This window comes from Alkalimonas collagenimarina, from assembly GCF_030717845.1.
Lineage (GTDB): Bacteria > Pseudomonadota > Gammaproteobacteria > Enterobacterales > Alteromonadaceae > Alkalimonas > Alkalimonas collagenimarina.
This window is the reverse complement of sequence record NZ_JAUZVZ010000042.1, coordinates 1-12060: the sequence shown is the minus strand read 5'-3', so window position 1 is coordinate 12060 and position 12060 is coordinate 1. Positions and strand designations below refer to the sequence as shown.

The window sequence follows — 12060 nt, the reverse complement described above, 5'->3', positions numbered from 1 at the left end:
TTGACGCAGGCAATACTGTTATTATGGTTGAACATGATATGCAGGTCGCGAGCAATAGCGATTGGGTTATTGATATAGGCCCTGGTGCAGGCGATGAAGGCGGATTGATTGTCGCTCAGGGCGTACCAGCAGAAGTCGCAAAATCTACAACCAGCCGAACCGCACCTTTTTTGTCGGCGAGGTTCTAGACATTAAGAACATGTAAAATATTGCTAGTTTAGTCAATTACAGAAGAACTGACTTACCAGCGCGGGTAAGTCAGTTCTTGTTACTAGTTGCTGTTAAAACTGCATATCATAACCATCTACTTTAGCGTAAACCTTGCTAGTACCATCTTTAAGGAATACCAATATCTCATACGGCATAAAACGGTCGCCCACTTCCATACCTGGTGAACCTAATGGCATGGCTGGTACCGTAAGGCCAATAGCATTGGCCACTGGTTCGGCTAAAAACATAAGGATATATTTTGCTGGAATATGGCCCTCAAATACATAGCCATTCTCAGATACTGCAGTATGGCATGAGATATGATTGGGCTGAATGCCATAACGATTTTTAATAAAGCTTAAATCATCATAGTCTTTTGCGATAGCTGTTATGTCATTTTGCTCTATATGCGATATCCATTTTTTACAACAGCCACAGCTACTTGTTTTATAAACAGTTAATAAAGGCTCGCTCTGTTGTTGGCTCACCACAGGCTCTGCCGTAATTTTCGGATCATTATTAGTTACAGCGGGTTCAGAGCATGCTGTTAGCAAAAATACTGCTGCAAATAAGGCAGTTAAAGTTGTAATTTTTGGCACAGGGTTCTCCTAAAAAATAAGTCTTAATAACAAATAAAGCTAAGATTAACTTTGTGGCCCAACAAGTGTCGTAAACACGCTAGTCGTCACTAATACTGAGACCACCAATAGCGTTTCAATTAAAATTGACAGCCGCAGCGGTTGGGCATTTTTATGCTGCGCCAACTCAGCAACAAGTTTAAGTTTATGCCAAGCTGCTAACAGCAACATACCACTGACAAATATCAGCTTTAACATCAATAACTGACCATAATTGGTAGTGAATAAATTGCTAATAGGCTCTACAAGCTGCAGTAGTAATAGCACACCACAAGCGATTAATATGGATACAAAAAACACCGCTACCTTGCCAAAGTTTTCCATTAATGTCACTAAACTATCAGCTGGCAACGCTTTACAACTTTGATGTAAGGGCCACAAAGAACCAGCCCAAGCTGCCATGGCAAGTATATGCAACATTAACAAGCCTTTAAACACCGTATTGAGCTCTACCGTATGGCCCGCAAAAGTAAAGCTAATTGCTAGCAGAATAAACCCAGTCACTGTGACTATTCTTAGTATGGTTTTAAACCTTGCCAGCTTGTTTATCCCCCACTCACTAAGTAACAACAGCGTAAAACCGACAACAATGAAACTGACTTGGCTACCCACTGCCGACTGCCACATGATACTAAGCATTAAGGAGTCAAACATACCTGTTAAGCCATTTCCAGCCATAGCACCGGCTTGAAGTGGCAATTGCAATAATGATACTACTAGGCCAAAACCCGCCCACTTTAAAAACCAACTGCTAAGCCAGCCATCATAAGCCTCCAGCTTAGTATCAGTAGTACTTAACTGCTTTGATCGTAAAGTTTGCATTAATATGCTGCCGACACAACTGCTGACTGCAGCATAAGTGGCAAACTTTGTTAGTAATAGCATTAACTCCCAATGGCCAATCATCACTCGGTTTCCTTCTACTAATGCTGATGAGAATGCGACTGGTGATTAAGTGACTGATTAGAAGGCTGTTTTGCTTCCATCTTCATATCGCCATGGAGCATAAAACTATAATCACCGGTCATTCTATGGCCATCTTGGCCCATAACAATCCAACTCACCTGATACTCGCCCTCTTTAAGGGTTGGCAGTGGCCACTCAAATTCTGAGGCGGCTGTAGCTGAAGCCGCAAAACCAAATTTAACCGCTTTTTTCTCTGCATCAATTAAGCTTAATTTTATCATCCGTACTGGGGCACTGAATGTCAGCTTTAACGTTGCAGGGCTTTGCATTAACATCGCCTCATCTGCTGGTACTGTCTCAGTTAAATCAACATGTGCAGACACCGTAGTCGCCATTAATAAAACAGCTAAAGTACTCACTATTTTTAATGTTTTTAATATATTCATTTTTATCACCTTAATTATTAAAACCAGAACCGCACACCCGCGACCACACTCGTAGTAACAGTCGGTTCATTATTCGCTCGGGCATAGTCAGCACTATTACCATACTTAGCCATCCATTCAACGCCGATATAAGGCGCAAACTGGCGTGAGAACTCATAACGTAAACGCATTCCAGCATTTAAAGACGCTAAGCCTTTTCCGATACCATTAATGGCATCGTCTTTACCATAAGCAGTTAATCCCACTGAGCTTTGTAAGATTAAACGTTGCGTGAATAGCAATTCATATTCAGCTTCTGCTGCTATGGCTGTCCGCCCAGAGTTGCCTAAATAGGCAGTTACATCGACCTCAAACCAATACGGCGCTAACCCTTGGACACCCAATGCCAACCACTGCCGACTTTCCCCTTCCGTGTAGGTATCAAACCGGGCTCCGAGCTGGGCATCCCAAAACGAATAAACCGCACGGCTCCATAGCAAGTCGGTTTGGCTTTCTTCCAACTTACCATCGCTTACCTCACCATCCAGCTTTATTGCTAGTCGATTAAAAGTAGTGCCATACCAGCCTTGTAATTCAAATGCTAAGCTATCCGTAGCAAACTGGTGCTCCAACCTATCTGCTCTAATTGCGTAAAAACGGTGTTCATCTAGCAGTTTTAACTGGCGACCGCCGCCTATAGCATAAGGCCCGTCGGCTAAGGTATAACCGCCAGAATAAGCATGAGGATCTCGGGCATCTGCAGGCGCTTTTCCGCCCTGCATTTTCATATCGCCATGATCCATTTGGCTGTGGTCCATCGCCTTATCGTCATGGTCCATCTGGCTGTGGTCCATCGCCTTATCGTCATGGTTCATCTTGCTATGGTCCATCTGGCTGTGGTCCATCGCCTTATCGTCATGGTTCATCTTGCTATGATCCATCTGGCTGTGGTCCATTACCTTATCGCCATGGTTCATCTTGCTATGGTCCATCTGGCTGTGGTCCATCGCCTTATCGTCATGGTTCATCTTGCTATGGTCCATCTGGCTGTGGTCCATCGCCTTATCGTCATGGTTCATCTTGCTATGATCCATTTCGCTGTGGTCTATTGCCGTATCACCATGCTTCATCTTGCTATGATCCATTGCGCTGTGGTCCATCGCCTTATCACCATGCTTCATCTTGCTATGATCCATTTCGCTATGGTCCATTTGGCTGTCTGCCATCACCCCAGCATTTACTAGCAATAAACTCGCTGTTAACGCAATCACCGGCGCGCTACTGACTAATTTTATGATTCTCATGACACCACCACTTCTCTAAACATACCTGCATCCATATGAAATAACAGATGACAATGCCAGGCCCACCGTCCTACATCATGCGGCGTTGTTAAAAAACTAATTCGCTGAGCAGGTTGCACCGGAATAGTATGGCGTCTGACTTGGAGTTCACCACTTTCACTTTCTAAATCACTCCACATTCCATGCAAATGCATAGGATGAGGCATCATAGTGTCGTTTTGTAAAATCACCCTAACGCACTGATTTAACTTCATATGCACAGGTGTACTTTGGCCAAACTCTAAACCATCAATTGACCAGCTATAGCGTTCCATATTGCCAGTTAGGTGCAATTCAATTTCAGCTTCAGGACGCTGTGGTTCAATAACGTTTTCTAGTGAATGCAGATCGGATAACGTCAGCACTTTTCGGCCATTATTGCGTAAACCAATGCCCGGATCGTCCAAGTTAGTTCTTGGCGTATCTACCCGCATATCAACCGAAGGGCCATATTCAGTACTGGCATGGCGCACTTGCGTGCTGGCTTTAGCATAAGCAGCGGCCGGCCCTGCATGCTGACTTAAATCCATCGGCATAGCTGCGCCATGTTGGCTATGATCCATAGCGCCCTCTGTCATTGAACCGCCATGGGACATATTGCCCATCATGTCGGCCATCGCTAACCACTCTACTGGATCGACTGCCGGTACGGGTGCATTAATATTGTCGGCTACCGCTAGGGTGCCTCGAGCATAACCGGTGCGTTCTATGGTCTGGGCGAAAATGGTATAAGCATCAGATTGCGGTGTGACCAGTACATCATAGGTTTCACCCGGGCCAAATCGGAATTCATCAACGGTTACTGGATGGACATTTTGGCCATCTGACTGTACTACGGTCATTTGCAGTTCCGGGATACGGACATCGAAGAAGGTATTGCTGGCGCCATTAATAAAGCGCAAGCGAACTTTTTCGCCTTTTTTAAACAGGCCTCGCCAATTGGCCAGCGGTGTGCTGCCGTTAAATAAGTAGGTTAGTACAGCGCTTGACACATCTCCCAAGTCTGTCGGGCTCATGCGCATTTCTTGCCACATTTTACGTTTTGATAATGCTGAACTAAGCCCTTTTTCTGACAGGTCTCGGAAAAAATCTCGTACTGTTGGTTGATTATAATTGTAGATATCATCTTGCACTTTTAGTTTACTAAATACTTTCATCGGGTCATCATCGGTCCAGTCTGAAAGCTGTACCACATACTCCCTATCAGCAACGATGATATCTTGCTCTCTAGGCTCGATGATTAGTGCACCGTACATGCCAGTCATTTCTTGGAAGCCACTATGAGAGTGATACCAGTAAGTACCGCTTTGCTGCAGTTTAAACTTATAGACAAAGGTTTCACCGGGCATAATGCCCTTAAAGCTTAAGCCTGGTACCCCATCCATTTGATAAGGTAAAATAATGCCATGCCAGTGAATAGAGCTAGGCACCGATAAGGTATTGGTCACTTTAATCGTCACCTCATCGCCTTCGCGTAAGCGCAGCGTTGGTGCCGGAATAGAGCCATTAATGGTGGTTGCTGTACGTACTACACCGGTAAAATTGACTAAGGACTCAGCAATAGTTAGCTCGATAACTTTGCCGCTTAATTCTGGTGCAGAACCTGTCGCGGCATTGTCTTTAAAAGAGCTACCGGCGCGAACAACGTCTTTAAAAGAGCTACCGGCGCGAACAACATGCGGGAAACTAGCTATTACGCCTCCGATGGCAAGCCCTTGGACAAATCGGCGCCGCGAGATAGAAGCCGGTAACTTGAACTTGTTATCATTCATTTATATAACCCCTGAACTTATTTATTTCATCTAGCTTAGCTATTTATAACTGTCAGCAACATGACTCTGACATGACAAAGTTGTAATCTTGTTGTCATCTAGCTGACAGCCTGTGTATTGCAAGCTATCAGTTACCCCTATTTACAGGAAAGGTTATGCGATTACTGATTGTTGAAGACGAAATCAAAACGGGTGATTATTTAAAGCAAGGCCTCACTGAAGCGGGTTTTCAAGTTTCACTGGTTAGAAACGGCTTAGACGGCCATCACCTTGCAATGACCGAAGTATTTGATCTGATTGTGCTGGATGTGATGTTGCCTGATGTTAATGGCTGGCGGATAGTACAATCTATTCGCGAAAGCAATAACCTTACGCCAGTATTGTTTTTATCCGCCCGTGATAGCGTTGATGACAGAGTTAAAGGCTTAGAATTAGGCGCGGATGATTACTTAATTAAACCCTTTGCTTTCTCAGAAGTGTTGGCGCGGGTACGCAGCCTAATACGCCGCGGCCAAACCATAACCACCCCAGATTTACTTCAGGTGGCCGATTTACAATTAGACGTCCCCAAAAGAAGAGTCATGCGCAGCGGAGTCAAAATTGCCTTGAGTAATAAAGAGTTTTCTTTATTAGAGTTATTAATGCGCCGCAGCGGTGAAGTCTTACCTCGATCTTTAATCGCCTCACAGATTTGGGATATGAACTTTGATAGCGACACCAATGTTATTGATGTCGCAATAAGAAGGTTACGGGCTAAAGTAGACGATGATTTTATGCCAAAATTAATCCACACCGTGCGCGGCATGGGCTATAAACTTGAAAACGAGCAAGCGGATGAAGCATAACACTAAACGGCCACTGTCCTTGACCCTGAGAGTGGTACTGTCTGTCGTTGTCACTATTGCGGTTTGTTTACTGGTTGTTAGGCAACTGCTTATCAGTTCTATAGAGCACCATTTTATCGAACAAGATGCCGATGAACTTGGCGTTATTGTTCACTCTGTTCAGCAAGTGTTCCTTAAAGAACCTACAGATCCGAAAACTTTAGCTCAATCATTATCGCAAGCTGTTGCCGGACATCATGGCGTGTATTACCAAATAAACAATTCTCAGCAGCAAATTATTTATAACAATGCTAATTTTGATTTAAGCCAACTTACAGATACTGATGAATCCATAGATACATTTAAAATTGAAAATATCCAACACTGGCAATATCAAGATAAAGCCTATCGGGGTATTGCTCTGAACATAGCCACTGCAAACGATAACTACCGGTTAATTACAGCGATTGATATGGATTTTCACATCCACTTTTTGCAGCAACTCGGTCAAAGTCTTTGGGTGATTCTACTCGGTTCCTGCCTCCTTACTTTATTAGCAGCTTGGATTGCGGTGCATCAAGGTTTATCGCCACTTAGAGGACTAAGTGACAATATGCGCGACATTCAAACCAGCAAACTCGACATTAGATTAAACGCCAACGAAGTACCTTCTGAGTTAACGCATATGGTGCAGTCATTCAACCACATGCTAAACCGCTTAGAGGATGGCTTTACTAAGTTATCGCACTTTAGTGCCGACATTGCTCACGAAATTCGCACCCCTTTAACCAATATTATTACCCAAACCCAAGTCAGTTTATCTCGGCAACGAACGGCTGAGGAATACCAAAACGTGTTATTTTCGAATTTGGAAGAGCAAGAGCGGCTTAGCAAGATGGTTAGCGATATGCTGTGGTTGGCTAAAAGTAAAAATGGTTTAATCACACCAAATAAACAGCCTTTAAATATTGCCGAAGAAGTCGCGGCCATATTCGAGTTTTTTGAAGCGTTAGCAGACGAGGCCGGAGTCAAACTCGCGTTTACCGGTCAGCTCAGCGTCATTAATGCCGATCGCACCTTACTAAGGCATGCTTTAACTAATTTATTGTCAAATGCGATACGACACACAGCTTCTGGACACAGCATTATAGTCAACAGCTATCAGCAAGCTACTAACACGCTTTGTATCAGTGTCGAAAACCCTGGCCCAGCAATATCCGCCGAGCATTTACCTTATTTATTTGAACGTTTTTATCGCGCCGATCAATCAAGACAACGCCACAGTGATGGTGCAGGTTTAGGGCTGGCTATTACTAAAGCGATTATCGAAGCACATGACGGTGATATCACCGTGACCTCAGATCAAAATCTCACACGTTTTGTCATTACACTACGCATGACATAACTATAAACCCCTGATAAACCCCTAATAAAACCCTGCGCAATGTTAATTGCGCAGGGTTAGTTTAATTAGCTAAAGACATCAAAAGCAATATCAGATTCAGGCACCCCTTTATCTCTAAGTAACCTTATGGTGTCATCTATCAACCCTTTGGGCCCGCATAAGTAGAACTCAGGATCACCTTGCGCAACGATATTTTGCCAATTTAATGCCAGCACATGTTGGGCATAGCCGGTCGCACCTAACCAATCTTTGTCTGGTCGTGACAACACTGGGTAATAGTAAAAATTTGGGTATTGTTTAGCGAGTTCATAAAAGTAATCAACATAAACAATATCATTTTCATTTCGTGCGCCATAAAAGAAATGGATCTCTCTGGCTGGCTTGGCAATGGTTTTATCAATTGAATTACGGTTTTGTATAAACAACTGCTCTTCAACCAAAGCTTTTAAAGGTGCCATGCCGGAACCTGCACCCACTAAATAACTGTGCCAAATAGTAGATCACTCAGGTAAGGGAACTCAATGCGGTTTGCGCGATCAGATCAGTCGCCAAACAAACCAAACCCACAAACGCATTGAGTATGAACAAAATAGTATTTTTGTACGGCGCTGAAACGCGCAGGTTAAAGAAAATTATTCATAAAACACGAGATAGAGACCTTTGCCGCCGTGCGAATGCCGTCTTGCTGGTGTTGAAAGGTAAAACCAAGTCAGAGGTTGCGAGCCTACTGCAAGCTGGCCGGTCATCGCTTAACCGCTGGTTGAAATGGTATGACGTTGCCGGTGTTGATGGTCTAAAAACTAAAGGCGTTGGTCGCCCCGTTAGGCAGAATCGGGATTTTATCTGTGGCGTGCTGAAAATTTTGCTGAAGTACACGCCAAGGACGCTTGGATATCAGCGTTCACGCTGGAGTACAGAGTTGTTTGCGCTGTTACTGAACAAGTTATGCAACATTCAGATCCACAGTTCAACAATCAGACGCTGGTTGCCCAAAGCAGGAATTGTCTGGCGGCGAGCTGCGCCAACGCTTTATATCCAAGACCCGGATAAAAAGGAGAAACTGGCGGCTATCCGGGAGGCGCTGGCAGATAACAGTGTTGACCACCCGGTGTTTTACCAGGATGAAGTGGATATCCATCTGAATCCTAAAATCGGTGCAGATTGGGGGCATCGTGGCGAGCAGCGTAAGGTAGCAACACCAGGACAGAACAAGAAACATTATCTGGCGGGAGCATTACACGGCCAGACAGGGCAAATCGTTTATGTAGGTGGCGAGCGCAAGACCAGTGACTTATTTATTGAATTGCTGGAAAAGCTTAAAGGTCAGTATCGTCGGGCTAAGAGCATTCGGTTAATCGTGGATAATTACATCATCCACAAGAGCAAGAAAACCCAGAAGTGGCTGAGCGACAACCCAAAGTTCAAATTACTGTTCTTGCCGGTTTATAGCCCATGGCATAACAAAATTGAAAAACTGTGGCATGCCCTGCACGAGACGATAACCCGGAATCATCAGTGAAAAAACATGGATGATTTACTGGAGCAGGTTTACTACTTTATGGACACTGCCGCACCGTTTCCGGGCGGCAAGCATGGATTGAAGCAGGTGTATCACAATTAGGATCAGCTATTTAGTTACATTAGCTGCTGTAACTTATTTATGCAGGGGTATGAACTTAGACCACATTTATCACGCCACGATACATCTGCATTTGGCAGTGAAACTCATATTTTCCCACGGCCAAAGCTGGCACAGGCACGCTGGTAATGTCGTTTAATTTAAGGCTGGCACTAATCTCTAGCACTGGTATTAATACTGTTTCTGTACAAGGTGACGCATCTTTTCTATTAAACTTCAGGGTTAATGGACTGCCCGCTTGCACCTCTATTACCGACGGCGTGTAAACACCGTCTTTGACCACAATAAGTAGCTCTTTGTCTGTAACCACTGTCGTATTGGGTTTATATAACCAAAACCACCAGATGATTAAAAATATTAGGCTGATCCCTATTACGTTAATAATTATCATAATGAGTTTCCTTAGTGATCTTTAGCTTTAAATAAGCGCAGTCGATTCGCATTTGATACCACAGTGAGCGATGAAAACGCCATTGCCGCACCCGCTATAACTGGGCTTAATAAAATACCAAAAAATGGATATAAGATACCGGCTGCAAAAGGCACTCCTGCAGCGTTATAGAAAAAGGCACCAAATAAGTTCTGTTTGATATTACGTAAAGTGGCTTTACTTACGGCGATAGCATCAGCTAAACCATGTAAAGATCCTCGCATTAACGTAATATCTGCACTTTCTATCGCGACATCTGTGCCTGTACCGATGGCAAAACCGACGTTAGCCTGTGCCAATGCAGGGGCATCATTAATGCCATCGCCGGTCATACCTACAATTTCACCCGCCATTTGCAGCTCTTTTACTTTATCGGCTTTTTCTTCAGGTAAAACCTCGGCCACAAACTCGGTTATGCCAGCCTTTTTTGCAACCGCGGCCGCCGTTTCTCGGTTATCACCCGTTAGCATGATCACCCGAATATTATTGTTTTGCAGCCGTTTAATAGCAGAAATTGAATCGGCTTTAATAGGGTCAGAAACGGCAATTATCGCAGCTAGCACACCATCTATGCTAAAATACATCGGAGTTTTGGCTTCTTTCGCTAAAGCTTGGGCTTTATGAACAAAGCTTGTTATATCTATGCCTTTTTCATGCATTAACTTTTCATTACCAAACAATAAGCTTTTATCTTGGCAATTTGCTTCAATGCCTCGCCCCACTAACGCCTTGAAGTTTTCAACTTTTAGTAACTCAATATCTTTTTCGAGGGCACTTTCAACGATAGCTTCCGCCAACGGATGTTCAGAGCCACTTTCCATACTTGCTGCCAATTGCAGTATCTGTTTTTCAGTCATGGCATTTGCTAGCATAATATCCGTTACTTTCGGTGCGCCTTCGGTAATAGTGCCTGTTTTATCTAATATCATGGTCGTAATCTTAGAAGCCGTTTGTAATGCTTCACCGTTACGGATAAGCACCCCCGCTTCGGCCGCTTTACCAACCCCCACCATAACTGACATTGGCGTAGCTAAGCCCAGCGCACAAGGGCAAGCAATGATTAATACTGTTGTTGCTGATACCATGGCAAAAGCGACTGCAGGATCGGGGCCGAAATTCAACCAAACCAAGGCACTTACAATCGAAATGATCATCACCATTGGCACAAAGTAAGCTGAAATAACGTCTGCTAACCGCCCTATTGGTGGCTTAGAGTTTTGCGCGCGCTTAACCATATTAATAATATGCGCTAAAGCCGTATCTTTACCTACATGACTAGCTCTAAAATTAATGGTGCCGGACTTATTTAATGTTCCGCCAACCACTTTATCATCTTGTTTTTTGGTAACCGGCATTGGTTCACCCGTTAACATCGACTCATCAACCGACGTAGTGCCCTCGGTCACCACACCATCAACCGGTATTTGCTCACCAGGCCTTACTTTGACGATGTCACTTTTCAGCACCTGTTCAATGGCAATTTTGACTTCTTTGTCGTCACGGATCACGGTTGCCATTTTTGCTTGCAAACCAATTAAGCGTTTAATTGCTTCTGAGGTTTTTCCTCTGGCTTTCACTTCTAGTGCTAAGCCCAGATCAATTAAACCAATAATCATGGCAGTTGCTTCAAAGTAAACGTGCCTTGCCATCAACGGAACGGATTCGGGTGCAAATACAACAACCATTGAGTATAACCAAGCTGTTCCCGTTCCTAATGCAATTAATGTATCCATATTGGCGGAGTGATTTTTAAAGCTTTGCCAGGCGCCGACAAAAAAGTGTCTGCCCGAGAAATACATCACGCCAAAGGTTAAAATACCAATAATTAACCACGTAATACGCTCAGCGTTGGTTTCCACGGTCATTGCACCGCCCATTAGGCCGTATGCCATTAGTGGAATACCTAAAGCTAGCGCGATATAAGTGTGGCGCATTAGCTTTTTATAATAAGCTAAGTCTGCCTGTTCTTTCTCATCAAGGGCTTCACTTTCTGAACCTTGATTCATAAGCTTGGCATTATAACCTGCTGATTCAATCGCTTTTATTAACAATTCTGCTGCTGCATTACCCGACACCATAACGGTTCTATCAGCAAAATTCATTTCTGCCGTTTTGACACCCGGTATCGTATTTAAGGCGCCTTCAATCTTACCAACACAACTCGCGCATCCAGCGCCTTCTATTATAAGTTGCAGCGTATTTTGGTTGGCAGAATGTTCAGATGCCAATACCGCTGATTCATTATTATCATTCTGAGTTTGTTGTTTGGCTTTGCTACAACATGATGTTGCAGCGGTTACATCTTTATTATTCTTGTTCATTTTTTGTTCCTCCATTATCAGACATGCCAAATTGCTCTATTAAGTGACACACCATATGAGGCGTTGGCGATTTATCTGCAATTTTTTCCCACTGTGCCAGTGCTGCTTGCATTTTATCTCTCAGTTCAAGCATTTGCTGAAATCGCT

The 12060-nt window shown here is 43.8% G+C and carries 11 protein-coding genes and 1 pseudogene; 4 read left to right on the top strand and 8 right to left on the bottom strand.

Annotated features, from left to right (window positions below; genetic code table 11):
* A partial coding sequence (locus Q3O60_RS17290; protein ID WP_305895177.1) for a hypothetical protein occupies nucleotides 1–188 on the top strand: 188 nt, incomplete at its 5' end.
* A 93-nt stretch (nucleotides 189–281) separates the two neighbouring features.
* On the opposite strand, the gene Q3O60_RS17285 is transcribed toward Q3O60_RS17290, so the two are convergent.
* The 5 genes from Q3O60_RS17285 to Q3O60_RS17265 all read right to left on the bottom strand — a co-directional run bounded on the left by Q3O60_RS17285 (nucleotide 282) and on the right by Q3O60_RS17265 (nucleotide 5294).
* On the bottom strand, nucleotides 282–716 hold the full coding sequence (locus Q3O60_RS17285) for a DUF411 domain-containing protein (protein WP_305895179.1): 435 nt from the start codon (nucleotides 714–716) through the stop codon (nucleotides 282–284).
* Nucleotides 717–854: 138 nt separating this feature from the next.
* Nucleotides 855–1754, bottom strand: coding sequence for a CopD family protein (locus Q3O60_RS17280; protein WP_305895176.1), 900 nt, complete (start codon nucleotides 1752–1754; stop codon nucleotides 855–857).
* Nucleotides 1755–1771: 17 nt separating this feature from the next.
* Nucleotides 1772–2200 (bottom strand): copper resistance CopC family protein, encoded by a 429-nt coding sequence (locus Q3O60_RS17275; RefSeq protein WP_305895175.1) that lies wholly within the window; start codon nucleotides 2198–2200, stop codon nucleotides 1772–1774.
* A 17-nt stretch (nucleotides 2201–2217) separates the two neighbouring features.
* The gene (locus Q3O60_RS17270; protein ID WP_369812686.1) at nucleotides 2218–3483 is read right to left on the bottom strand and encodes a copper resistance protein B; all 1266 of its coding nucleotides are present in this window, start codon (nucleotides 3481–3483) and stop codon (nucleotides 2218–2220) included.
* Nucleotides 3480–5294 (bottom strand): copper resistance system multicopper oxidase, encoded by a 1815-nt coding sequence (locus Q3O60_RS17265; RefSeq protein ID WP_305895174.1) that lies wholly within the window; start codon nucleotides 5292–5294, stop codon nucleotides 3480–3482. Before Q3O60_RS17265 ends, Q3O60_RS17270 begins: the two co-directional genes overlap by 4 nt.
* Nucleotides 5295–5449: 155 nt before the next feature.
* Between Q3O60_RS17265 and Q3O60_RS17260 the strand changes: the two genes are divergently transcribed.
* Both Q3O60_RS17260 and Q3O60_RS17255 read left to right on the top strand, forming a co-directional pair.
* Nucleotides 5450–6139: a heavy metal response regulator transcription factor gene (locus Q3O60_RS17260; protein WP_111570589.1), complete on the top strand. Its 690-nt coding sequence runs from the start codon at nucleotides 5450–5452 to the stop codon at nucleotides 6137–6139.
* On the top strand, nucleotides 6129–7523 hold the full coding sequence (locus Q3O60_RS17255) for a heavy metal sensor histidine kinase (protein ID WP_305895173.1): 1395 nt from the start codon (nucleotides 6129–6131) through the stop codon (nucleotides 7521–7523). Before Q3O60_RS17260 ends, Q3O60_RS17255 begins: the two co-directional genes overlap by 11 nt.
* A gap of 65 nt (nucleotides 7524–7588) precedes the next feature.
* Here the strand turns inward: Q3O60_RS17255 and Q3O60_RS17250 are convergent, their stop codons facing one another.
* On the bottom strand, nucleotides 7589–7999 hold the full coding sequence (locus Q3O60_RS17250; protein ID WP_305895172.1) for a ferredoxin reductase domain-containing protein: 411 nt from the start codon (nucleotides 7997–7999) through the stop codon (nucleotides 7589–7591).
* A 104-nt stretch (nucleotides 8000–8103) separates the two neighbouring features.
* Here Q3O60_RS17250 and Q3O60_RS17245 point away from each other — a divergent pair.
* Nucleotides 8104–9144 (top strand): annotated as a pseudogene (locus Q3O60_RS17245) (IS630 family transposase).
* A gap of 55 nt (nucleotides 9145–9199) precedes the next feature.
* On the opposite strand, the gene Q3O60_RS17240 reads toward Q3O60_RS17245, so the two are convergent.
* Together Q3O60_RS17240 and Q3O60_RS17235 are read right to left on the bottom strand one after the other, a co-directional pair.
* Nucleotides 9200–9553, bottom strand: coding sequence for a cupredoxin domain-containing protein (locus tag Q3O60_RS17240; RefSeq protein ID WP_305895171.1), 354 nt, complete (start codon nucleotides 9551–9553; stop codon nucleotides 9200–9202).
* Between the two features lie 11 nt (nucleotides 9554–9564).
* On the bottom strand, nucleotides 9565–11913 hold the full coding sequence (locus Q3O60_RS17235; protein WP_305895170.1) for a heavy metal translocating P-type ATPase: 2349 nt from the start codon (nucleotides 11911–11913) through the stop codon (nucleotides 9565–9567).
* Nucleotides 11914–12060: the final 147 nt, after the last annotated feature.

Excerpts from the sequence above, each read along its gene's own strand:
- Q3O60_RS17280 (WP_305895176.1), bottom strand. The coding sequence starts at position 1,754 with ATGATTGGCCATTGGGAGTTAATGCTATTACTAACAAAGTTTGCCACT.
- Q3O60_RS17275 (WP_305895175.1), bottom strand. The coding sequence starts at position 2,200 with ATGAATATATTAAAAACATTAAAAATAGTGAGTACTTTAGCTGTTTTA.
- Q3O60_RS17270 (WP_369812686.1), bottom strand. The coding sequence starts at position 3,483 with ATGAGAATCATAAAATTAGTCAGTAGCGCGCCGGTGATTGCGTTAACA.
- Q3O60_RS17265 (WP_305895174.1), bottom strand. The coding sequence starts at position 5,294 with ATGAATGATAACAAGTTCAAGTTACCGGCTTCTATCTCGCGGCGCCGA.
- Q3O60_RS17260 (WP_111570589.1), top strand. The coding sequence starts at position 5,450 with ATGCGATTACTGATTGTTGAAGACGAAATCAAAACGGGTGATTATTTA.
- Q3O60_RS17255 (WP_305895173.1), top strand. The coding sequence starts at position 6,129 with ATGAAGCATAACACTAAACGGCCACTGTCCTTGACCCTGAGAGTGGTA.
- Q3O60_RS17240 (WP_305895171.1), bottom strand. The coding sequence starts at position 9,553 with ATGATAATTATTAACGTAATAGGGATCAGCCTAATATTTTTAATCATC.
- Q3O60_RS17235 (WP_305895170.1), bottom strand. The coding sequence starts at position 11,913 with ATGAACAAGAATAATAAAGATGTAACCGCTGCAACATCATGTTGTAGC.